The organism is Citricoccus sp. NPDC079358 (assembly GCF_040702545.1).
In the GTDB taxonomy this organism is placed as follows: Bacteria; Actinomycetota; Actinomycetes; order Actinomycetales; family Micrococcaceae; genus Citricoccus.
Genome location: NZ_JBFBLI010000003.1, coordinates 84154 through 106318, shown reverse-complemented (window position 1 = coordinate 106318; position 22165 = coordinate 84154). Strand labels below are relative to the sequence as shown.

Below are 22165 nucleotides of genomic sequence, written 5' to 3'. Positions count from 1 at the left end.
GTGAGGTCAGTTCATCACGGGTGAGAGGGTGTCGGCCCGGGCGGCCGCACCCGCCATCCCAAGGTATTCGAGCCAGTTGCCCAGCATCCGGTAGCCGCCCTCGGTCAGCACGGACTCCGGGTGGAACTGAACGCCCCACAGCGGAGCGCTGCGATGGGCCACACCCATGACGATCCCGCCGTCCGTCTCCGCGGTGATCTCCAGTTCCTCGGGGATGGTGGCGCGCACGGCCGCCAGGGAATGGTAGCGGGTAGCGGTGAAGGGGTCAGGGACGCCGGCGAACATCGGGTGCCCCCCGTGGACGACCCGGGAGGTCTTGCCATGCATCAGTTCCTCGGCGTGCGTCACGGTGGCCCCGTGGGCCTCGGAGATCGCCTGATGCCCCAGGCAGACCCCGTAGAGGGGCTTGGCATGCGCGGCGGCCCACCGGACCATATCCGTGCTGATGCCGGCTTCGGCGGGTGTTCCAGGGCCGGGGGACAACAGGATCCCGTCCCGCTCGGCTGCGAGCTCGGTCGCCTCATCGAGGCTCACGGCGTCATTGCGGACCACGAGGGTGTCCGCCCCCAGTTCCCGGAGATACCCCACGAGCGTGTAGACGAAGCTGTCATAGTTGTCGACCACGAGGATCCGGGCGGAGGATCCAGCCCCGGAGACGGTGGCATGGTCCGAGTCGGTGGCTGCGGTCGGGGAGGTCATGAGCGGAGGTCCCATCGAGTGTCGGGCGGGCAGGGCAGCGGAGGCGGGTCCGGAAGTACTCGGCGTATCGGGGCGAGCCCCCGTTGGACTCACGGGCGGGCCCATCTTCTCCATTGGTTCGCCGCTAGACTGGGCCGAGTACTTCATCTGAAGCAGACTACGCCGTGACCGGTTCCGGTGCGGCGACGTGACCGAACCATCGTGGACAGGAATCGAAGTGCCCGAGTCGAAGTCCCGCAAGACCGGCCAGATCGGCCAGAAGAGCAAGAGCCCTGCGCAGGCCGAGCGAGGCCAGCGCCGGGCCGATCTCCGTGCGGAGAAGCCCGAGCCGGGCCCGCTGCCCACCTGGTACAAGGCCATCATGTTCGGCCTGATGATCGTCGGCCTGCTGTGGATCGTCGTCTACTACCTCACCATGGGCGTGGCTCCCATCCCACAAGTCGGTGGCTGGAACATCGGCATTGGCTTCGGCGTCGCCTGCGTGGGCTTCCTCATGACCACACGTTGGCGCTAGACGCCTCCCGTCCGTACGGCCACACGTTGGCGCTAGAGGTTCCTGTCCGCGCGATAGAGGTCCCTCAGTAGACACATCTCGGCCCCGTGGTGGATGGCCTCGCGGTTGATGTGCAGGACCAGCTCCAGCATTGAGTGTTCCTTCCACGGTCCTTCGGTCTCTCCCGCGGCTGCGCCGAGGGCGCCCTCGTCGAGCGAGTCCACCGCCTCACACCAGGCCGCTACAGCGGCATCGAGCCTCTCATAGGCCTCCCGTGCCGTCCCCGGGTAGTCATAGGTGAAGTAATCCGCCTCCGGGCCGCCGAAGTGCCCCGCCATCCGTGCCCCGAACACGCCCACGAGCACGTGGGCCATCCTCCACGCGATCGTCGTCACCGGTGCCGGTTCCGGCTCGGGGAAGGCGAAGTCGACCACCCAGTCGCCGCCACCAGCCTGCACGGCGCCCGGATAGTCCGGCGAAGGGGCGCCCCGTGGACGTAGCCCCCACGCCCCGCGTGCCGGTTCCCAGTGGTACTCCTCGTCGCTCATCCCCACCAGCCGAGTGGAGAGATGGTGGTCCCAATGCCAGCGCAATTGTTGGGACAGCTGTCCGAGCGGAAGGGCGACTGGCCTGTGGTTATTTTTTGACGGGCCTGTGGATTCACCTGCGTGATCTGTCATGGTCCGATGCTCGCGCCTCCGCAGCAATTGTGGAAGACCTACCGGGTGAGGCCGTCGAAACGCCCGAGTTTTCCACAGTTGGGTAATTTCCGGCAATTAAGCTCCTGACATGGAGTTTTACTATCCACAGCGCTATCCACAATGTGAACAACATGGCTGTAGTTCATCCACACTGTGGATAACGCCTGTGGATAACTTAAGCCACGAATCACAACGATGTCATTCCATCCACACCAGTGGATAACTCTGTGGATAAACAAGGGACCCGTGGAGGGTCGATCCTCAGGGATCATTCCTCCACGGGTCCGTATTGCCTCACCGCCTCACCGTGACTCGGAGGGCGTCAACCGCCGCGAGCCAGAGGCCCGGCGTCAGGCGACCAGCGATGTCCCGCTCACATGTCCAGCCAGTATTCGATCAGGGTGGCGTCCGTGAGCCGCAGGATGCCGAAAACCGTCAGGGCCGCCAGTACCACGAGGATTCCCGCCAGGAGGAGCCACTGGACGGTGGCCGCCCGCTGGTCCAAGCGCGCCGGAAACCCTGGTCCGCGATGACCACGGGGCAGATAGGCCACCACTGCGGCACAGGCGGCCCCGGTGACCAGGCCGCCGACGTGGCCCTGCCAGGAGATGTTGGCCCCCGGGAGGAACGAGATCACCAGGTTAATCCCGATCAGGGCGGCGATCCCGGTGACGTTCCCCCCGGTCCGGCGCATCACGATGAACAGGGCCGCGAAGAGCCCGTACACGGCACCGGAGGCGCCCACCACCGGGACGTAGGGGTTGGAGAGCAACAGCACCGCCACGGAGCCGCCGAAGGCGGACAGCAGGTAGAGCGCCAGGAACCGACGCCATCCGAGAACGGGCTCCAGCATGCGTCCCATGAGCCACAGGGTGTACAGGTTGAGCACGATGTGCAGTGGATTGCCCAGCGAGTGCAGGAACGCCGAGGTCAGCATCCGCCACGGCTCCATGGCCTCTGAAGAGGTGTGCAACCCGGCGTAGAAGAACTGCTCGGTGATCCCGATGCGCTGACCCGAGGTGACCCACTGCAGGGCATACATGGCCACACAGAGCCCGATCATGGTCCAGGTGACCCACGGTTGCCCGGACTGGCGGCGCACGACGGTCCGTCCGGGACGGCCCGAGCTCGGCGGAACGATCAGCCGGCCCTGGCCGTAGGGAGGCCTCGCCGCCTCGGTGGGTCCGGAGGACGGAACTCCCCACGGATCGGTGGACGGCTGTCCGGAGCCGGCCGTGCCTGTTCCGTCCGGGCCCCGGCCGGCAGCACAGTCAACACAGTGGATGCCGACGGCGGCCGGACGCTGGCATTCCGGGCACGCCGGACGTCCGCAGCGTTGGCATTGGATAAACGAAGGGCGGTCCGGATGGCGGGGGCAGACCGGCAGTCGCCGGCCCGCCCCTCCATCCGGACCGCCCGCGGTCTGGTGGGACAAGGAGACTCAGGCTTCCTTGATCTCGATGGACTCGATCGAGACGCCCTCGAGCGGCTTGTCACGACCATCGGTGGCCACGGCATTCAAGGCGTCAACGACCTTCTGGGAGGCCTCGTCCTTCACTTCACCGAAGATGGTGTGCTTGCCCTGCAGCCAGGTGGTCGGCACGGTGGTGATGAAGAACTGCGAGCCGTTGGTCCCGCGTCCGTTCTGGATGCCGGCGTTGGCCATGGCCAGCTTGTAGGGGGCGTTGAAGTCCAGGTCCGGGCTGATCTCGTCGTCGAACTGGTAGCCGGGGCCACCGAAGCCCTGGCCGAGCGGGTCGCCGCCCTGGATCATGAAGTCCTTGATGATGCGGTGGAAGACGGTCCCGTTGTACAGCGGGGTGCCGTTGTGGGTCTCTCCGGTCTCCGGGTGGGTCCACTCACGCTCACCGGTGGACAGCCCGACGAAGTTCTGGACGGTCTTCGGGGCGTGGTTCCCGTAGAGCTCGACGAGGATATCGCCGGCAGTGGTCTTGATGGTGGCGGTGTGCGTTGCAATGGCAGTCATGGTCGCCATTGTTCCATCACGCCGCCAGTCAGAACCCGCCGCGGCTCAATGGTGGTGACAACTTCGCCCACAGCCGAATCCCCGCGCTCCGCGCTCACCGTGCCGTGGCGGCCCGGACCCCGTAGGCTATCTCCAGGACCGGCGTACCGGTGGGTTGCCGGCACACCACAGTGCACAACCGCACGTCATGGAGGTTCAGATGAGCAAGAAGACGACTGTCCCGAGCATCGAAGACCGGATCAACGCCGGCGTGGACCATGCGGCGCATTGGGCCGCCCCGAAGGTTGAGGCCGCGCTGGCCTGGGCCGAACGGGGCCTCGGTGAGGGCAAGGTCCAGGGCAAGGCCGCCGGGGAGAAGACCTCCCAGCAGGTGTCCGAGGCCGTGGAGAAGCTCAGCCCGCAGGTCAGGGCCGGCTTGGCTCAGGCGAGCTCGGTCCTGTCTGGGGCCGTTGACAAGGTCTCCCCGCAGGTCCAGGCTCAGCTCGACCGGCTGGCCCCTGCCTTCGAGGGTGCCCGCAGCAAGGTGGAAGGCGAGTACGTCCCCGCCGCGTCGGCACGCCTCGCCACTGCGGCCGGCCAGGCCTCGAAGGCGGCCCACGGCGTCAAGGTCTCGCCAGCTGTCGAGAGAGCCCTGGTGAACATCACCGGTGACAAGAAGGCCGTGAAGAAGCTGAAGAAGGCCGCTGAGGAGTATGCCAGGACGGCGGAGAAGCAGCTGAAGAAGCAGGCCAAGAAGCAGAACAAGGGCGGCAAGGGCTGGATCGTGGCCGGCATCGTGGTGGCCGCCGGCGTCGCGGCCGTCGCCGTCTGGCAGCTGACCAAGCCGGTCGAGGATCCGTGGAAGACCCCGGCCCCCTCACCGCTGCCGAAGCAGGACACCCCGTCCGTCCCGGCACCGTCGGGTGCCGATCCGGACTTGGCCGTCAAGGCTCCCTCCGTTCCGGGTCCGACTCCGGCCGCTGGCTCTGCTGCAGCCTCCCCGGCTCCCAGCGTCGCCGCAGGCACCGCCACTGTGGACACCGTGGACGCCACCGAGGAGAAGGTCGAGGGGATTCCCGCCCCGAAGTCCGCAGAATGATGCGGGCCCGGCACCCGGCCGCCGGTTGAAACAGAAGGGCCCGGGTCACCAGTGGTGCTGGTGTCCCGGGCCCTTCTCTCGGTGGAGGCAAGGGGACTCGAACCCCTAACCCCCTGCTTGCAAAGCAGGTGCGCTACCAATTGCGCCATGCCCCCGAGGGGTGTTCAGTTATGTGCGTCCGGATGATTCTCGCGCGGACTTCCGGCGCCGTCCAGTGAATCTGTGGCCGAGCTCCAGACCTGCTTGCCGCGTTCGTTCTCACGCCAGAAGCGAATCCCGAGCACGGTGGCCACGCCGGCTGCCAGGGCAGCCAGTCGAACTACCGGCTTCATGGTGCCGCCTTCCCCGGCCTGTGGCCGGATGAGGGACTGCGTGGGTGGGCGTACCAAGACTTGAACTTGGGACCTCTTCGTTATCAGCGAAGCGCTCTAACCGCCTGAGCTATACGCCCTCACGTTTCGAAAGACCGAACCAAATCGTGCCTCCGGAACGAGAATCAACATTACCCCAGCGGGGCTGACCGTCAAAATCGATGACCGATCCCGTCGAGCCTCTCGCTGTGCGGGCAGAGATCAGGGGTGCTTGCCCCTCATCTCTGCCGCACCACGAGCACTGTGATGCTCAGTCATCGGTCAGGGTGACTCCGATGCCGCCGACGAGGGTCGCGGAGATGTTGTACAGCACGGCCGCGAGCATGCTCAGGGCCGTCAGCAGCACCACATTGATCACCGCGATGATCGTCGCGAAGGAAGCGACCTGGCCCAGCGAGATCAGCTGCTGCACCGTGAACGATCCTCCTTCAGAGCCCAGGACCTGGGCCAGCAGGTCGTTGACCTGGTCGAAGATGCCGGTCAGGTCCATGACGGTCCACAGCACCACGGCTCCGACCACGGTGACGATGCCCAAAGCCACCGACAGCAAGAAGGCCATCTTCAGCACCGACCATGGATCGGCCTTGGAGACGAGCAGCCGGGCTTTGCGGACCTTGGCCTTGGGCGCCGGACGCACTAACCCCTGGGCGGCAGGCCGCTGCGCGGGGCGCTTCTGTCCGGATCCCGCGGACCCTGGGGGACGGGAATTCTGCGGACGCTGGCCGGGCTGACGGGAACCCTGCGCCGAGGGTCGCTGCTGCGTCCCGCGCGGTGTGGCTCCCCTGTCCGACGAACCGCCGGCCGGGCGTTGGCCTGCGGGCCGGGGCGTTCCGGATGTGCTCACTACTGTCCTCCGTCAATCTCCGCGTCCGGGTCAGGATCGACCGCTGCGGATTCGGTGGCTGTCACGGTCGTGTCGGTCCCCTCCGCACTGGCGGGGGCGGCCGTCTCAGAGTCCAAGGGTACTTCACCCTCGGTAGCATCCCCCGCGACCTCGCCCTCGGGATTCTCGTCCGCCACACCGTTGAGCTGCTTCTCGTTGTTGAGCGTGACGGCGATGATCCGGTCGTTCTTGTCCGGCTTGGCGAAGATGACACCCATGGTGTTGCGGCCCTTGGCCGGGACACCGGTGACGGCGGAACGGACCACCTTGCCGGAGTTCATCACCACCAGCACCTCGTCCTGTTCCTCCACTACCAGGCCGCCGGTCAGCTCACCACGATCCTCGACGATGTTGCCGACCTTGATGCCCAGCCCACCGCGATTCTGTACGCGGTACTCGTCCACCGTGGAACGCTTGGCGTAGCCGCCGTCCGTGACAATGAACACGAAGGCGTCCTCACGGACCACGTCCGCGGTGAGGAGCTCGTCTCCCTGACGGAACTTCATGCCGGTGACGCCGGAGGTGGCGCGGCCCATGGGACGCAGCGCCTCATTGGTGGCGTTGAAGCGCAATGACTGGCCGTTCTTGGAGATCAGGATCAGATCATCCTCCTCCGAGACCAGCTTGGCCGAGACGACCTCGTCGTCATCGCGCAGCTTGATGGCGATGACGCCCGCAGAGCGGTTGGTGTCGTAGTCCGCCAACAAGGTCTTCTTGACCAGGCCCTGCCGGGTGGCGAGCACCAAGTACGGTGCCCGTCCGTAGTCGGCGAGCGGCAGCGCCTGGGCGATCCGCTCTTCGGGTTGGAAGGCCATCAGGTTGGCCATGTGCTGGCCCTTGGCATCCCGTCCCGCTTCTTGCAGCTCATAGGTCTTGATGCGGTAGACCCTGCCCAGGTTGGTGAAGAACAGGATCCAGTGGTGCGTGGACGTGGTGAAGAAGTGCTCCACCACATCGTCGTTGCGCAGGGAGGCGCCACGCACGCCCTTGCCGCCGCGGTTCTGGGCCCGGTAGTTGTCGATCCGCGTGCGCTTGATGTAGCCGCCGCGGGTGATGGTGACCACCATCTCCTCTTCGGGGATGAGGTCCTCGATCGACATGTCGCCGTCATAGCCGTACATGATCTCCGTGCGGCGGTCGTCACCGTACTTCGCCACGATCTCGGCCAACTCGGTGGAGACCACCTCGCGCTGGCGCTCCGGGGAGGCCAGGATCGCGTTGTACTGGGCGATCTTCTCCTGCAACTCGTCGTACTCGTCCTGGATGCCTTGGCGCTCGAGTGCGGCCAGTTGCCGCAGCTGCATGTTGAGGATGGCCTTGGCCTGGTCGTCGTCGATGTCCAACAACGTCTTGAGGGACTCCCGGGCGGCGTCGGCACTGGCGGAGGCGCGGATGGTGGAGATGACCTCATCCAGCATGTCCAGGGCCTTGAGCAGCCCCAGCAGGATGTGGGCGCGTTCCTCAGCCTTGCGCTTGCGGAACTCCGTGCGCCGGACGATCACCTCGATCTGGTGCATCACCCAGTGGTGCACGAATCCGTCCAGGGACAGGGTCCGCGGGACACCGTCCACGAGGGCCAGCATGTTGGCGGAGAAGTTCTCCTGCAGCTGGGTGTGCTTGTAGAGGTTGTTGAGCACCACCTTGGCCACGGCATCCCGCTTGAGGACGATCACCAGGCGCTGACCGGTACGGCCGGAGGTCTCGTCGCGCATGTCCGCGATCCCCGAGAGCTTGCCGTCGCGGACCATCTCGGCGATCTTGGCGGCCAGATTGTCCGGGTTGGCCATGTACGGCAGCTCGGTGACCACCAGGCAGGTCCGGCCCTGGATCTCCTCGACGTTGACCACGGCCCGCATGGAGATGGAGCCGCGGCCGGTGCGGTACGCGTCCTCGATGCCCTTGCGGCCGAGGATCTGCGCGCCGGAGGGGAAGTCCGGACCCTTGATGCGCTGCATCAGGGCGGCCAGGAGCTCCTCGCGGGAGGCCTCCGGGTTCTCCAGGTACCACTGCACACCGTCCACGACCTCGCGGAGGTTGTGCGGTGGGATGTTCGTGGCCATGCCCACGGCGATGCCGGAGGAGCCGTTGACCAGCAGGTTCGGGAACCGGGCCGGCATGACGGTCGGCTCCTGTTGCTTGCCGTCGTAGTTGTCCTGGAAGTCGACGGTGTCTTCCTGGATGTCCCGGACCATCTCCATGGCCAGCGGCGCCATCTTGGTCTCGGTGTAACGCTGGGCGGCGGCACCGTCGTTGCCGGGAGAACCGAAGTTGCCCTGGCCGAGGGCCAGCGGGTAGCGCATGACCCAGTCCTGGATGAGGCGGACCAGGGCGTCGTAGATCGCCGAGTCGCCGTGCGGGTGATAGTTGCCCATCACCTCGCCGACCACACGGGCGGACTTGTTGAACGAGCGGTCCGGACGGTAGCCGCCGTCGAACATGCCGTACAGCACCCGGCGGTGCACGGGCTTCAGCCCGTCCCGCACGTCCGGCAGCGCGCGGCCCACGATGACTGCCATGGCGTAGTCCAGGTAGGACCGCTTCATCTCGGTCTGCAGGTCAACCTGCTCGACCTTGTCATGCTCGGTCAGGGCCGGGGCGATCACCGGTGCCTCACCCTCACCAGCCGGCAGGCCGGCGTCGGGGTTCACGGCGTTGTCCGGGTTCACGTTCTCGTTCTCAGGGTTCTGCTCGTCAGTCACGCGCGGTGTCCTCGGGTCTCAAAGTGTGGGCCGGCGCCGCGGCCCGGGCGCCGATCACTCGGTGCCGCCGGGCCGCGGCCGTCTCCGGCCGGGATGGGTAGCGGAGGGGATCAGAAGGCTCAGATGTCCAAGAAGCGGACGTCCTTGGCGTTCTGCTGGATGAAGGAACGGCGTGATTCGACGTCCTCGCCCATCAGCATGGAGAAGATCTCGTCCGCCGCTGCCGCGTCGTCCATGGTGACCTGCAGCAGGGTACGGTGCTCCGGGTCCATGGTGGTGTCCCACAGCTCCTTGAAGTCCATCTCACCCAGGCCCTTGTAGCGCTGGACGCCGTTGTCCTTCGGGTAACGCCAGCCCCGGGCGAGGCCGGCCGCCACGGCCTTGTCCCGCTCCTCATCGGAGAAGACGTAGTCGTGCGGCGCATTGGACCATTTGACCCGGTACAGCGGCGGCTGAGCCAGGAACACGAACCCGTGCTCGATCAGCGGACGCATGTAGCGGAACAGCACCGTCAACAGCAGCGTGGTGATGTGCTGACCGTCCACATCGGCATCCGCCATCAGCACGATCTTGTGGTACCGCAGCTTCGTGATGTCGAATTCCTCGCCGATGCCGGTGCCGAAGGCAGTGATCATCGACTGGACCTCGGCGTTGGACAGTGCCCGGTCCAGGCGGGCCCGCTCCACGTTCAGGATCTTGCCGCGCAGCGGGAGGATCGCCTGGGTACGCGGGTCCCGGCCCTGCTTGGCCGAGCCACCGGCGGAGTCGCCCTCCACGATGTAGACCTCGCACTCCACGGGGTTCTTCGAGGAGCAGTCCGCCAGTTTGCCGGGCATCCCGAAGGACTCCAGCGGGGACTTGCGGCGGGCATTGTCCCTGGCCTTGCGGGCGGCCATCCGGGCCTGCGAGGCCAGCTGGGACTTCCGGATGATGTCCCGGGCCGGGCCCGGGTTCCGCTCGAACCAATCGCCCAGCTGATCCGTGACGATCTTCTGGATGAACCCCTTGGCCTCGGAGTTGCCGAGCTTGGTCTTGGTCTGTCCCTCGAACTGCGGTTCAGAGAGCTTGATGGACAGCACGGCGGTCAGCCCTTCGCGGACGTCGTCACCCGAGAGATTCTCGTCCTTGGCCCTCAGGATCTCCTTCTCCCGCGCATAGCGGTTGACCAGGGAGGTCAAAGCCGCACGGAAGCCCTCTTCGTGGCTACCGCCCTCGTGCGTGTTGATGGTGTTGGCGTAGGTGTGCACTGACTCGGAGTAGGCCGTGGTCCACTGCATGGCCACCTCGGCGGCCATCTTGCGGTCGGTGTCCTCCGTCTCGAAGGCGATGACGTCCTCGTGGACCATCTCGACCTTCTTGTTCGAGTTCAGGTGCTGGACGTAGTCCAGCAGCCCGTTGTCGTACTTGTAGTCGACCATCCGCTTCTTCGCGCTGGCCAGGTCCTCGCCGATGACGTCCGGCTGGGCTTCGCTCTCAGCCTGGCGGTCCGCGTCGGCACCAGGAACGCCGTCGCCGTCGGTGTCTCCGGCGATCTCGTCCTGCTGGATCTCGTTCGTCTCGATCAGCCGCTCATCTGTGAGGGTGATGCGCAGACCCTTGTTGAGGAACGCCATCTGCTGGAAACGGGCGCGCAGGGTCTCGAAGTCGAAATCGACCGTGTCGAAGATCTCGGGGTCCGGGTAGAACGTCTGGGTGGTGCCCGTCTCGTCCGTTTCCCCGGCCTTGATGAGTTCACCCTGCGGCACACCGCCATCGGCGAAGCTCATCTTCCAGAGGCTTCCCTGGCGGCGGATCTCGGTGTTCACGCGGGTGGACAGCGCGTTCACCACGGAGATGCCCACGCCGTGCAGACCACCGGAGACCGCGTAGCCGCCGCCGCCGAACTTGCCGCCGGCGTGCAGGATCGTCATGACCACTTCCACGGTGGGCCGGCCCTCGGTGGGGTGCATGTCCACGGGGATGCCTCGGCCGTTGTCCTCCACGCGGACGCCGCCGTCCGCCTGCAGGGTCACGTGGATGGTGTCGCAGTATCCGGCCAGCGCCTCATCCACGGAGTTGTCCACAACCTCGGACACCAGGTGGTGCAGACCGCGCGGGCCCGTGGATCCGATGTACATGCCGGGGCGTTTGCGGACGGCCTCCAACCCCTCGAGGACCGTGATGTCCCCGGCACCGTACTCGTGCTCCACCTTGCGGGTCGCCTCGGTGATCTGCGTCGATGGGATGGATGCCTCCGAGGCCGCCGCGTCGGACTCCGCCGGGGCGGTGGTCTCGACGGTGGGATCCTGCGGGGCGCCGCTCTGATCTGTGCCGTTGTTCTCTTCGGCCACGGGCGTCTACGGCTCCTCTGTTGGGGTACTGGGCTTCACATCGGATGTACCAAGGGGCTCCTGGCGCCGGGGCGCACGGAAAGTGTCCCTTTCGGCACGATTCCGTCTCATTCTACCCCCGACACGCCGATTCGTGCGTCTTCAGTGGGGTGTTCCGGGGATAAAACATGGCCTCTACGGAACAGAATCGGCGGTTCCGACCACCCGGGGTACCCCCTCCCGGTCCCGATCCGCCCAACGGGGTTCCAGTTCGCCAAATCGCCGTTGGCGGGTTCTCCGGAGCATGCCGGCGCTTCTGGAACCGGCGCCGGCACCGATCCGATCAGCCGTAGGTGTCCCGGGGACCACGGCCCTTGACCACCCGGGGACCCTTGCGCCACGAGGGAGCGGCTGGGCCCGCCACCCGCAGGCTCGTCACGATTCCGGGGCCGAGTGCCTGTTCGAACCGCTGGAGCAGGGCCGGTGTCAGCAGCTTGAGCTGGGTGGCCCACGCGGTGGAATCGCAGCGGACGGTCACCACGGCGTTCTCGAAGCTCTCGGGCCGGCAGTGCAGCCCGATGTCCGCGCCGACCAGTTCGTCCCATCGGGACAGGACGGATCCCACGGCCACAGGCGAGGACCAACCGCGTTCGGTGACCAACCGGCCGAAGACATCGCCCACCATCCTCGGGTCCCGGGCATCCGGACCCCGACGCCGGCCCGGCACCGTCCCGCTCCCGGCCCCCGATGCCGCGGTGGCCCCGCGGCCTTTGGCTGCCGGGCGCCGGCGGCGTACCTCACCCCGGGATTCCGCGGCCTGGCGCACCCGGTTGAGGGCCACGATCGCCGCATCGGGATCATCTTCGATCCCGTCCGGGGAGGTTTCCCGCTCCGGTGGGGGCACCGGATCGTCTGGGCTGCTCACGGAGAGTCCTCCGGTTCGGCTGCGGCCGGTCCGGTGGACTCGGTCTGGTGGACCACGCTCCCGTCGTCCTCCAGAGTGACACTGATCCTCGGCCCGGCCAGCTCGTCCGGGATGTCTGCGGCGACTGCGGCCGTGACCAGCAGTTGCTCTGCGTCAGAGGCCAACTCAGCAAGCCGGCTGCGGCGGCCGGCATCGAGTTCGGCGAAGACGTCGTCGAGGATGAGCACGGGACGGGCATGAGGATCCGGATCGTCAGCCACCAGGATGCGGTAGCTGGCCAACTTGAGGGCCAGTGCCATGGACCAGGTCTCGCCGTGGGAGGCGAACCCCTTCACCGGTGCCGGGCCGAGGGTCAGGGCCAAGTCGTCCCGGTGCGGGCCGGCCAGGGTGACGCCGCGGTCCCGTTCCTGCCGATGACGGGACTCGAGCTCTGCGAGCAGTGCCTCGTGGAGGGCCTGTTCGTCCGGGATCTCCTGGTGTTGGCCACCGGCCATCGGGACAGTGGACTCATAACTGAACCCTGCGGTCTTCACGCTCTCGGCCAGGGCGGTGTAGGACTCGGTGAGGGGATGGGCGAGCATCTTCAGCACATGGAGCCGGCCGTTGAGGACCCGAGCGCCGGCACGGGCGAGGTGTTCGTCCCACACCCCGAGGGTGTGACCGTGCTCCTCAGTCCATCGCCCGGAGTGTTTGGCGTTTTTCAACAGCGCGTTGCGTTGTTTGAGCACCCGGTCGTAATCGCTGCGGGCATCTCCGAGGGCCGGGCGCAGCTGCACCACGAGATCGTCCAGGAATCGACGCCGAATGGACGGGTCGCCGTTGATCAGGGCCAGATCCTCCGGAGCGAACAGCACCGACCGCAGCAGCCCAAGGCCCTCGCGGGCCCGTTGTGGGGCGCCCCGGTTGACGGCGGCCCGGTTCGATTTGCCGGGATTGATCTCCAGTTCGAGGGACATGGCCCGGTCGCCTCGGTGGATGCGACCGCGGATGATCGCTTGTGGGGCCCCCAAGTGCACCAACGGGGAGTCGGTGGACACCCGGTGGGAGACCTGCGTGGCCAGGTAACCCACTGCCTCGACGATATTCGTCTTTCCGACCCCGTTGGATCCGACCAGCACATTGGGCCCTGGCACCAGGGAGACATCGGCCTGCTGGTAGGAGCGGTACTGCGTGAGGGAGAGGTGGGAGAGAAACACGTTTCGGCGTCGGCGACCTGACTGGGCTGGCAGTCGGTCAGTTGGCCAGGCGCACCGGCATGACCAGGTACCGGTAGTCGTCCTGTTCGGGTGAGTCCTGTTCCTGCTGGGCGGTCATCAGGGCCGGCTTCGGTGCCGTGGTGAAGGAGAAGCGTACGTACGGGGCGTTGATGACGTTGAGTCCTTCGCCCAGGTAGGACGGATTGAATGCCACGGTGATCTCGTCGCCGTCGAGGACCGAGTCCAGGGATTCGTTTGCCGAGGCGTCATCGCCGGCACCGGCGTCCAGGGTGACGTGGCCGTCATTGAACATCATGCGCACAGCGGTGTTGCGTTCGGCGACGAGGGCCACGCGTCGGACGGCCTCGACCAGCGGACCGGTCGGGACCACGGCGTGGATGGGGCTGGACTCTGGGAAGAGTGCCCGGATCTTCGGGTACTCGCCGTCCACCAGCAGACTCGTGGTGCGTCGGCCACCGGAGGCGAAGCCCACCAGGTCCGAGGTGGATGACTCCTTGGGCAACCGCAGCTGCAGATCTCCGCCGCCGGCCAATGATTTGGCGACTTCCGTGAGGGTCTTGGACTTGACCAGCAGGGACGTGGAGATCGAGGGATCGGCAGGGGACCAGTTGAGTTCCTTCATGGCCAGCCGGTACCGGTCCGTGGCGAGGAAGGTGATGCGGTCGCCCTCGATCTCAAGCTTCACCGCGGTGAGGATCGGCAGGGTGTCGTCCTTGGAGGCTGCCACGGTCACCTGCGCGACCGCGTGGGCGAAGGCGTCGCCGTCCACAGTGCCAGCGGACTCAGGCATCTCCGGAAGGGCCGGATATTCCTCGACGGGCATGGTGGCCAGGGAGAAGCGCGAGTTCCGGCAGGTCAGGACCACCTTGGTGCCATCGGTTTCCACGGTGACGGGCGCTGCCGGAAGCGAGCGGACGATGTCGTTGAGCAGCCGGCCGGAAACCAGGATCTTGCCGGGGGTCTCGATGTCTGCCTCGATCTCAAGCTGCGCCGAGGTCTCGTAGTCGAAGCTGGCGATGGAGACCAGGTTGTCCTCGGCGGTGATCAGCAGCCCGGACAGCACCGGTACCGGCGGGCGAGGGGACAGGGAACGTGCGGTCCAGGAGACGGCGTCCGTCAGGATGTCTCGCTCAACGGTGAACTTCACAGAAGTTTCCGCCTTTCTCGTAGACGGCAGGTGATGTTGGTCTTCCTCCAGATACCCCCGCCGGGCATCTTTTGAATCACACGTCTGAGCCGTGTGCTGTGTCAGCTTACCGTGACTCGCCGGGGGCGCGAATGTTGGCATTTGTGCCGCGGATGTGGTTGAGCCATGTGGGTCAGCGATGAGGACCGTCATCGACTCGTCCCACGTTTCGATGGGTTCGTCAGACCGGGCGAACGGCGTTCGGCAGGCAGGGGTGAATGTTCTTGGGATTCATTCTTAACAGGGTTTAGTAGTGTTAATAAGTCCTGTGGATACTGTGGATAACCCGATCCGTCGGTGTGGTTCCGGTCTTCCTCCTGTGGACCCTGCGGTGGACTTCTCTCGCTTGCCCTGTGCACCGTCGGTGCACAACTGTCGAGCGTGGATCTGCGAATTCACAGGGAAGCGTGTAGTTATCCAGAGACTCGCCCGAACACTCCACTTAAGCATCCACAGGTTTGTCCACAGCTGTGGGTTGTGCTCGGCGAAGGCCTCTCACAACCTGTGGATATCTGTGGACAACTGTGGATAAGGTGGGTGCGGGAGCGCTCACTCCGGGGTTCTGCCTGTGGAACGACCTTGTCGTTAAGGATCAAGGTTGCCTCTGGATGAAGGACTGCCCGAGTCGGAGTCGGGAGCAGGGCTCTGGATGGAGTGGAGATGGAGGCGCGGTGCAGAAACGCGCGCGACTCTGAACCAGGGCGGGGTTGAGAGCGACGTCAGGCCTGAAACGAGGTCAGACGAACCACGACCGGTGAGGTCAGCGGGCGCGCTGCTGCTGCTTGATCCGGTTCGTCAGCTCGGTGACCTGGTTGTAGATCGTCCGGCGTTCAGCCATCAGCTCGCGGATCTTGCGGTCGGCGTGGATCACCGTGGTGTGGTCACGCCCACCGAGCTCCTGACCGATCTTCGGCAGGGACATCTCCGTCAGCTCACGCAAGAGGTACATGGCGATCTGCCGGGCCGTGACGAGGGTTCTGGTCCGGGACTTGGAGGTCAGCTCCTCCATGGTCAGGTTGAAGTACGCGGCCGTCTCGTTGAGGATCGTCGGCGCGGTGATCTCGTGGGCGTCCTCATGGGTGATGAGATCACGCAGTACCTGCTCCGCCAGTTGGATCCCGACCGGCTGCTTGTTCAGCGACGCGAAGGCGGTGACGCGAATGAGGGCGCCCTCCAACTCGCGGATATTGGTGGAGATGTTGGAGCCGATGTACTCGAGGACCTCGGGCGGGGCCGTCAGCCCCTCGGCCTCTGCCTTCTTGCGGAGGATGGCGATGCGCGTCTCCAGGTCCGGCGGCTGGATGTCCGTGATCAAACCCCACTCGAAGCGAGAACGCAGCCGTTCCTCGAAGCCGGACAGCTGCTTGGGGGGCAGGTCGGAGGTGATCACGACCTGCTTGTTGTTGTTGTAGAGGGTGTTGAAGGTGTGGAAGAACTCCTCGATGGTGGCTTCCTTGTCCGCCAGGAACTGGATGTCGTCGATGAGCAGGATGTCCACATTGCGGTATACCTGTTTGAAGCTCGCGCCCTCGTCGTGGCGGATCGAGTTGATGAAGTCGTTGGTGAACTCCTCGGAGTTCACGTAGCGGACGCGCAGCCCCGGGTACAGGTGACGGGCGTAGTGACCGATCGCGTGCAGCAGGTGCGTCTTCCCCAGCCCGGATTCACCATAGATGAACAGCGGGTTGTAGGCCTTCGCGGGCGCCTCGGCGACGGCGTTCGCGGCAGCATGGGCGAAGCGGTTCGAGGAACCGATGACGAAGGTCTCGAAGTGGTACCGCGGGTTCAGGCGGCTGGTCTCATCCGAGGTCGACGGCGGCGCGGGAGCCGGCGCTGCTGAACGGACCGGGGCATGGGGGGACGGAGCCGAGCGGGTGTGCGGGACCTCGCGGACGGGCGGCACCGCGGCGGTCGGCAGCTGGTAGTCCTCGCCCGTCTGGGCAATCAGGGTCGAGTCAATCGAATAGGCGCACAGGATCTCGGTCCTGAAAACGTTCCCGAGCGCTTCGGCGAGGGAGTCCTTGAGCTGGGACTGCAGGACCTCACGGGTCAGTTCGTTCGGTACAGCGAGTAACAGGGTCGTGCCGATCAGCCCCTGGGGCTGTGCGAGGCCCACGTGGCCGAGTTGGCGAGGTGAGACGCGGTCGTCTTCCTCAAGGGTGCGGACCACCTTGCGCCACGAGCTGCTGACAGCCTCATCTGCAACCATGGGGGCTGGGGTCCTTCCGTCGGCGTCGAACCGAGTCTAACGGCAATCCACAGAGTTATTCACAGGCAGTGGATAACTTCGGTGAGGGTACAGGTCCAGTGCTCGCGTAGCCACCGGAGAGTGTAATTTGACGCTGGTGGCCCACCATCCCTAAACTTGATTGGTCCCCGCGGGGTTGTTTAGCCGTGCTCTGAACCGACTGGAATTCTCCGGATCGACCTCAGGGCGTAGTCAACCAGCGGACAGCCGAAGGCCCAGGCCTGTTGGATCGGTGTCTTCAGCGGGGAAGTCCTAGTCAGAGCGTCTACCGGTTCTTCCCCCAGGTACAACGGGTCCGGGCGCATACACACGTTGTGGAGATATCAAGTGAGCAAGCGGACTTTTCAGCCGAATAACCGCCGCCGGGCCAAGAAGCACGGTTTCCGCGCCCGGATGCGTACCCGCGCCGGCCGCGCCATCCTGGCAACCCGCCGTACCAAGGGCCGCACGGAACTGTCCGCCTGACCCGGCCTGAGGCCGATCAGCAGAGCGGACGACACGGCGTGCTGCCCCGCGAGAGACGGGTACGCACCCCCGCGGATTTTTCCCAGACACTGCGTTCCGGCGCCCGAACAGGGCGCCGGAACGTTGTCGTGTCCGCACACCTTTTCGATCCCACGCTCCCCAGCGAGGCCGATAGCTCGGCCGGACCGGTGCGCGTGGGTTTCGTCGTCTCCAAGGCCGTCGGCAATGCGGTGGTCCGCAATCGTGTCAAGCGTCGCCTTCGGGCCGCCGTGGCCGATCAGCTCAGCGGGCCACTGGCGCAGCACCCGGGTGCGACGGTCGTGGTCCGTGCCCTGCCGCCGTCTGGAACGGCCGACTGGGACGAGCTCAAGAAGGACCTGGACTCTGCCTTGGCGGGTGCTCTGCGGAAGGAAACCGGCCGGCGTCGTCCCGCCGATCCGGTGCCTCACGGCCGGTCCGCATCCCAGGATCAAGGCCCGGAGATGGAGATGAACGCATGATCACGCAGTCCCCGTTCACCACCCGGCCCGACGCTGCCGAATGGAGCTGGCTCCGCGCCCTGCCGTCCACCCTGCTGGCCTGGTTGCTGATGGCCTACCGCGCCGTGATCTCGCCGCTCTACGGCCAGGTCTGCCGCTACTTCCCCTCGTGCTCGGCATATGCGCTCGAGGCGGTCCACGTCCACGGGGCTCTGAAGGGCTCGTGGCTCTCGGCTCGCCGACTCGGCAGCTGCCACCCCTGGTCTAAAGGCGGTGTCGATGCGGTCCCTCCCGGCAAGAGGATTTGGCCACCGGGCCGCCGACCCAAGATCATTGACCTAAACCATCCCGTCATCCCCCCGGATCCTCCGGCGGAACAGTAGGAGATCATGGACTTCTTCCAAATCATTCTCTGGCCCTTCAAGTGGGTGATGTCCTGGATTCTCGGTGCCTTCCACACGGTCCTGGAACTGGTCGGCATGGACCCGGACAGCGGGTTTACCTGGACCCTGTCGATCATCCTGCTCGTGGTGCTGGTGCGGACCCTGCTGATTCCGCTGTTCGTCAAGCAGATCAAGTCGCAGCGTGCCATGCAGGCGCTCCAGCCGGACATCAAGAAGCTCCAGACCAAGTACAAGGGCAAGACGGACCAGTTGTCCCGTCAGGCCATGGCCATGGAACAGCAGGCCCTGTTCAAGGAACACGGCACCAGCCCCTTCGCTGCCTGTCTGCCGATGCTCGTGCAGATGCCGTTCTTCTTCGCCCTGTTCCAGATCCTGACCGGAGCCGGGGCCGCCGCCGAGCGAGGTGAGGGCGAGGCCGCGCTGACCGCGGACCAGATCCGTTCCTTCGGTGACGCGATCTTCCTTGGAGCCCCCATGCAGGCCACGTTCCTGGGGTCCGTGGGCGAGAACCTCAACGTCGCGGTCATCATGGTCTCTGTCGTCATGATCATCCTCATGTCGGGCTCGCAGTTCTTCATGCAGAAGATGCTGATGAGCAAGAACATGTCCGAGGCGGCCATGACCGGGCCTTTCGCCCAGTCGCAGAAGTTCATGCTGTACATCCTTCCGTTGGTGTTCGGCATTGGTGGCATCAACTTCCCGATCGGCGTGCTGATCTACTGGACCGCCACGAACTTCTGGGCCGTGGCACAACAGATGTGGATCATCCGCAACAACCCGACCCCGGGTTCCCTGGCCGAGCAGGAACTGAATGAACGCCGCGCCGTCAAGGGACTTCCTCCCGTCGGCAAGGCCGCCCAGGAGGCGGCCGCCAAGGCGGAGATCGAGGCCGCCAAGCCCCAGCAGGCCGGTCAGCGCCAGCAGCCCAAGCGCAAGACCAAGAAGAGGAGATGACCATGACTGACGCGTCCAGCACGCCGTCCGAAGAGGCCACGGAGTCGGTCGAGACCGCAGAGCCGGCCATGGGGCAGACCACCGAGCAGACCACCGGGCAGAGCGACGATCAGAGTGGAAATCACAGTGGCGAGCAGACTACCGAACAGGGTTCGGACCAGTCCGTGGACGGCGCTGCGGTGACACCCGCAGATTCCTCTGCAGCCAGGAACGAGCCGAACGAAGATGAGTCCGCAGAGGCCGGCCAGGACGCCGCTACCTCGCCGGACGCGTCCGAGGACTCCGCCGTCCCGTCCGCCAGCCGCCTTGAGGAGGAGGGGGACATCGCTGCCGACTACGTCGAGGAACTGCTGGACATCTCGGACCTCGACGGTGACATCGATATCGAGATCCGCAATGGCCGCACCTACGTGTCCGTGATCGCGGAGGAGGGAGACGACCGCCTGCGCGACCTCCTGGGCAAGGACGGCAAGGGCCTGGAGGCCCTGCAAGAGCTCGTGCGCCTGACAGTGCTGTCAGCCACCGGGAGTCGCTCCCGTCTTGTCCTGGACGTCGCGGGGTACCGCACCGAACGCGCTCAGGAGTTGGAACAACTCGCCCAGGAGGCCATCGTCAAGGTCCGGGAGACCGGAGAGCCGTTGCACCTGAGGCCGATGGGCGCCTACGAACGCAAGATCGTTCACGATGTCATCGCCGAAGGCGGTCTCGCGAGCGAATCGGAGGGCGAGGGCCCGCGCCGGCATGTGGTGGTCTCCGCCGGTGTCTGATCAGCCCCAACCAGAGAACGACCAGACCGCTCCGCAGCCCACTCGGGATGCTGAGAAGCCCTCGATCGAGGCCCAGGATCCACCGGAACTGACCGGTGACCTGTTGACGGCGGCCGAGGAACTCTTCGGCGACCGGATCGATCTTGCCGTTCGTTTCGTGGAACACCTGTCCTCCACCGGGATCGAGTGGGGGCTGCTGGGCCCGCGCGAGGTACCGAGGCTGTGGCAACGTCACGTCTTGAATTGCGCCGTGGTCGGAGACCTGCTGCCAGAAGGTGCCCTGGTGGCCGACGTCGGCTCGGGCGCCGGCCTGCCGGGCCTCGCCCTCGCTTTGGCCCGACCTGACTGCCAGTTCATCCTCATCGAACCGCTGGAACGGCGAGTGGCCTGGTTGGACATGGTGGTCGATGACCTCGAACTGGACAACGTCGACGTGGTCCGGGCCCGGTCGGAACAGGTGGTGGGCAACGTGGTCGTGGACATCGTGACCGCCCGCGCCGTGTCCGCCCTCAAGACCTTGGTCCCCTTGACCTTGCCGCTGTTGCAGGGGTCCGGACAGCTGTTGGCCATCAAGGGCCGGAGTGCGGCCGAAGAGGTCAAGTCGGCCGCCAAGGTCCTGAAGAAGCACAAGGGATCCACGCCGATCATCGAGACCGTGGGCGAGGATCTGCTGGCCGAGCCCACCACAGTGGTACGGGTGCGTGTGGGCTCCTCACGCTGACCAGTAGGCTGGAGTGGCTGGATGCCACGGCCGAAGGTTCGTTTCGCCGTCTATCAACCTCGGGAGGTTGTTCTCATTGACTAATGAGTCGGAAGTTTCACGGGAAACCGTCAGTACCGTGGACTCGTCCGTGGCGGATGACATCGAGACGCCCTTGGCCCGCGAACTGGCCCAAGAGAACCGTAGACGGGAGAAGCTGAAGGGTCGCAAGCTGCCCACGCCGAGTGAAACGCGCATCGTCACCGTGTCCAATCAGAAGGGCGGTGTCGGCAAGACCACCACGACGGTCAACCTCTCGGCAGCCCTGGCGCGAGCGGGAATGCAGGTCCTGGTCGTTGACATCGATCCCCAGGGCAACGCCTCCACGGCGCTGGCCATCCCCCACAATTCGGATGTGGACAGTGTCTACGATGTCCTCATTGACGAACTGCCCATGGCTGATGTGGTCAAGCCCTGCCCGGATGTAGAGGGGCTGGTGGTGGCTCCGGCTACGATCGACCTGGCCGGAGCAGAGATCGAGCTGGTCTCCCTCGTTGCGCGTGAACAACGCCTGTCTCGCGCGCTGAAGGAGTACTTCTCCTACCGGGAGAAGCAGGGACTTCCGCGGCTCGACTATGTCTTCATTGATTGTCCTCCGAGCCTTGGCCTGCTCACCGTCAATGCCTTCGTGGCAGCAAGTGAAGTTCTCATCCCCATTCAGACCGAGTACTACGCGCTGGAGGGGCTCTCTCAGCTGCTCAACAACATTCGGATGATCCAGAAGCACCTGAACTCGTCTCTCAAGGTGTCCACGATCATCCTGACCATGTACGACGGACGCACCAACTTGGCGACCCAGGTTGCTGACGAGGTTCGTGAGCATTTCCCGGACGAGGTCCTCAAGACCGTGATCCCCCGCAACGTTCGCATCTCCGAGGCTCCAAGCTTCCAGCAGACGGTGCTCACCTATGATCCTCAGTCTGCTGGTGCACTGTCCTACCGGGAAGCGGCTGTGGAGATCGCTGACCGTGGACACGCGGCCGGTATCTGATTCCGCTCTGCCGACGAGCGACGTCGGCTAAAAGAACTGCTTATGGTTGATGTCGTATTGTTCTCCGACGTCTGACGAGGCTGAGTGACGCTGAACGCCGGGAGGCAGCCAGTACCCAGGGCTGTTTCACGTGAAACGGTTACGTGGAATCGCCTACTTCGAGTCTGACTGGCCGACGCCCATGGGGCAAGGGCCCGCTAGATTCGGTCCCATGTGTCTCCTCAATGTCGCCTCCACGGAAGCCGGCCGGTTTCGTCCGCGGCGATGTACGGTACTGATTCTCCCCACGCCCGGGGTCCTCGTGTCCGAAAGCCATCCAGTTTGGGAGTGTTGTCAGGGCGTCAGGGCGTCAGGGCGACAGGGTGCCTAGGTGTGACATTGTTCTGGCGTCATGGGTGTCGTTTCACGTGAAACAGCCAGGCCCAGCCCGTAGCTAGAGGGAAGGTGTTCGATCCATAGCCTTCGCGGATGATAAATCGGTGGAGAGAGTCCGCCGAGATTATGGTGTGGCGAACGGCGCACTAGATCTATCCAACGTATGTCTGGATC

21 protein-coding genes and 2 tRNA genes are annotated in these 22165 nt (G+C 65.4%); 9 read left to right on the top strand and 14 right to left on the bottom strand.

The features are described from left to right. Positions 1–6: 6 nt before the first annotated feature. Complete coding sequence (locus AB0333_RS05185; RefSeq protein ID WP_366217652.1) at positions 7–699, bottom strand: gamma-glutamyl-gamma-aminobutyrate hydrolase family protein; 693 nt, start codon at positions 697–699, stop codon at positions 7–9. 217 nt (positions 700–916) lie between these two features. Between AB0333_RS05185 and AB0333_RS05180 the strand changes: the two genes are divergently transcribed. Further along, positions 917–1213 (top strand): cell division protein CrgA, encoded by a 297-nt coding sequence (locus AB0333_RS05180; RefSeq protein WP_366217651.1) that lies wholly within the window; start codon positions 917–919, stop codon positions 1211–1213. A 32-nt stretch (positions 1214–1245) separates the two neighbouring features. Here AB0333_RS05180 and AB0333_RS05175 read toward each other — a convergent pair whose 3' ends face one another. The 3 genes from AB0333_RS05175 to AB0333_RS05165 form a co-directional block, all read right to left on the bottom strand. Next, positions 1246–1785, bottom strand: coding sequence for a DinB family protein (locus AB0333_RS05175; protein WP_366217827.1), 540 nt, complete (start codon positions 1783–1785; stop codon positions 1246–1248). A 481-nt stretch (positions 1786–2266) separates the two neighbouring features. Next, positions 2267–2995: a rhomboid family intramembrane serine protease gene (locus AB0333_RS05170; RefSeq protein ID WP_366217650.1), complete on the bottom strand. Its 729-nt coding sequence runs from the start codon at positions 2993–2995 to the stop codon at positions 2267–2269. 339 nt (positions 2996–3334) lie between these two features. Beyond that, positions 3335–3880 (bottom strand): peptidylprolyl isomerase, encoded by a 546-nt coding sequence (locus AB0333_RS05165; protein ID WP_115933452.1) that lies wholly within the window; start codon positions 3878–3880, stop codon positions 3335–3337. A gap of 199 nt (positions 3881–4079) precedes the next feature. Between AB0333_RS05165 and AB0333_RS05160 the strand changes: the two genes are divergently transcribed. Beyond that, positions 4080–4958 carry a hypothetical protein gene (locus AB0333_RS05160; RefSeq protein WP_366217649.1) on the top strand — a complete coding sequence of 293 codons (879 nt, stop codon included), beginning with the start codon at positions 4080–4082 and terminating at the stop codon, positions 4956–4958. A gap of 82 nt (positions 4959–5040) precedes the next feature. Here AB0333_RS05160 and AB0333_RS05155 read toward each other — a convergent pair. From AB0333_RS05155 to dnaA, 10 genes are all read right to left on the bottom strand, one after another. After that, positions 5041–5113: transfer RNA gene (locus AB0333_RS05155), tRNA-Ala, on the bottom strand. A 9-nt stretch (positions 5114–5122) separates the two neighbouring features. Continuing rightward, positions 5123–5290 carry a hypothetical protein gene (locus AB0333_RS05150; RefSeq protein ID WP_170144597.1) on the bottom strand — a complete coding sequence of 56 codons (168 nt, stop codon included), beginning with the start codon at positions 5288–5290 and terminating at the stop codon, positions 5123–5125. Positions 5291–5335: 45 nt separating this feature from the next. Then, a tRNA-Ile gene (locus tag AB0333_RS05145) sits at positions 5336–5409 on the bottom strand. A gap of 170 nt (positions 5410–5579) precedes the next feature. After that, entirely contained in the window at positions 5580–6173 is a 594-nt protein-coding gene (locus AB0333_RS05140) for a DUF3566 domain-containing protein (protein ID WP_115932479.1), read from the bottom strand. Beyond that, positions 6173–8842, bottom strand: a complete 2670-nt coding sequence (gene gyrA, locus AB0333_RS05135) for a DNA gyrase subunit A (RefSeq protein ID WP_366217826.1) — start codon at positions 8840–8842, stop codon at positions 6173–6175. The genes AB0333_RS05140 and gyrA overlap by 1 nt, the downstream gene beginning before the upstream one ends. Positions 8843–9030: 188 nt before the next feature. Beyond that, entirely contained in the window at positions 9031–11121 is a 2091-nt protein-coding gene (gyrB, locus tag AB0333_RS05130) for a DNA topoisomerase (ATP-hydrolyzing) subunit B (protein ID WP_245952480.1), read from the bottom strand. 442 nt (positions 11122–11563) lie between these two features. Beyond that, positions 11564–12124, bottom strand: coding sequence for a DciA family protein (locus tag AB0333_RS05125; RefSeq protein WP_115933450.1), 561 nt, complete (start codon positions 12122–12124; stop codon positions 11564–11566). A gap of 17 nt (positions 12125–12141) precedes the next feature. Beyond that, a complete protein-coding gene (gene recF / locus AB0333_RS05120; protein WP_366217648.1) occupies positions 12142–13341 on the bottom strand; it encodes a DNA replication/repair protein RecF in 1200 nt (399 codons plus the stop codon). Between the two features lie 37 nt (positions 13342–13378). Next, positions 13379–14509, bottom strand: coding sequence for a DNA polymerase III subunit beta (dnaN, locus tag AB0333_RS05115; protein ID WP_115932476.1), 1131 nt, complete (start codon positions 14507–14509; stop codon positions 13379–13381). Between the two features lie 799 nt (positions 14510–15308). Continuing rightward, complete coding sequence (gene dnaA, locus AB0333_RS05110; RefSeq protein WP_115932475.1) at positions 15309–16757, bottom strand: chromosomal replication initiator protein DnaA; 1449 nt, start codon at positions 16755–16757, stop codon at positions 15309–15311. Between the two features lie 366 nt (positions 16758–17123). Here dnaA and rpmH point away from each other — a divergent pair, with 366 nt between their 5' ends. From rpmH to AB0333_RS05075, 7 genes are all read left to right on the top strand, one after another. Continuing rightward, complete coding sequence (gene rpmH, locus AB0333_RS05105; RefSeq protein WP_115932474.1) at positions 17124–17261, top strand: 50S ribosomal protein L34; 138 nt, start codon at positions 17124–17126, stop codon at positions 17259–17261. Between the two features lie 38 nt (positions 17262–17299). Further along, positions 17300–17761 carry a ribonuclease P protein component gene (gene rnpA / locus AB0333_RS05100; protein WP_366217647.1) on the top strand — a complete coding sequence of 154 codons (462 nt, stop codon included), beginning with the start codon at positions 17300–17302 and terminating at the stop codon, positions 17759–17761. After that, positions 17758–18123, top strand: coding sequence for a membrane protein insertion efficiency factor YidD (gene yidD, locus AB0333_RS05095; RefSeq protein ID WP_115932472.1), 366 nt, complete (start codon positions 17758–17760; stop codon positions 18121–18123). The genes rnpA and yidD overlap by 4 nt, the downstream gene beginning before the upstream one ends. 6 nt (positions 18124–18129) lie before the next feature. Then, a complete protein-coding gene (gene yidC, locus AB0333_RS05090; protein WP_115932471.1) occupies positions 18130–19098 on the top strand; it encodes a membrane protein insertase YidC in 969 nt (322 codons plus the stop codon). A gap of 179 nt (positions 19099–19277) precedes the next feature. Further along, complete coding sequence (locus AB0333_RS05085) at positions 19278–19865, top strand: R3H domain-containing nucleic acid-binding protein (protein WP_366217825.1); 588 nt, start codon at positions 19278–19280, stop codon at positions 19863–19865. A 64-nt stretch (positions 19866–19929) separates the two neighbouring features. After that, the gene (rsmG, locus tag AB0333_RS05080; RefSeq protein WP_366217824.1) at positions 19930–20586 is read left to right on the top strand and encodes a 16S rRNA (guanine(527)-N(7))-methyltransferase RsmG; all 657 of its coding nucleotides are present in this window, start codon (positions 19930–19932) and stop codon (positions 20584–20586) included. A gap of 118 nt (positions 20587–20704) precedes the next feature. Then, a complete protein-coding gene (locus AB0333_RS05075; RefSeq protein WP_366217646.1) occupies positions 20705–21616 on the top strand; it encodes a ParA family protein in 912 nt (303 codons plus the stop codon). Positions 21617–22165 lie beyond the last annotated feature (549 nt).

What these genes read in the sequence shown, in the direction of transcription:
- AB0333_RS05185 (WP_366217652.1), bottom strand. Translation starts at nt 699, where the DNA reads ATGACCTCCCCGACCGCAGCCACCGACTCGGACCATGCCACCGTCTCC.
- AB0333_RS05165 (WP_115933452.1), bottom strand. Translation starts at nt 3,880, where the DNA reads ATGACTGCCATTGCAACGCACACCGCCACCATCAAGACCACTGCCGGC.
- AB0333_RS05160 (WP_366217649.1), top strand. Translation starts at nt 4,080, where the DNA reads ATGAGCAAGAAGACGACTGTCCCGAGCATCGAAGACCGGATCAACGCC.
- AB0333_RS05150 (WP_170144597.1), bottom strand. Translation starts at nt 5,290, where the DNA reads ATGAAGCCGGTAGTTCGACTGGCTGCCCTGGCAGCCGGCGTGGCCACC.
- dnaA (WP_115932475.1), bottom strand. Translation starts at nt 16,757, where the DNA reads ATGGTTGCAGATGAGGCTGTCAGCAGCTCGTGGCGCAAGGTGGTCCGC.
- yidD (WP_115932472.1), top strand. Translation starts at nt 17,758, where the DNA reads ATGATCACGCAGTCCCCGTTCACCACCCGGCCCGACGCTGCCGAATGG.
- yidC (WP_115932471.1), top strand. Translation starts at nt 18,130, where the DNA reads ATGGACTTCTTCCAAATCATTCTCTGGCCCTTCAAGTGGGTGATGTCC.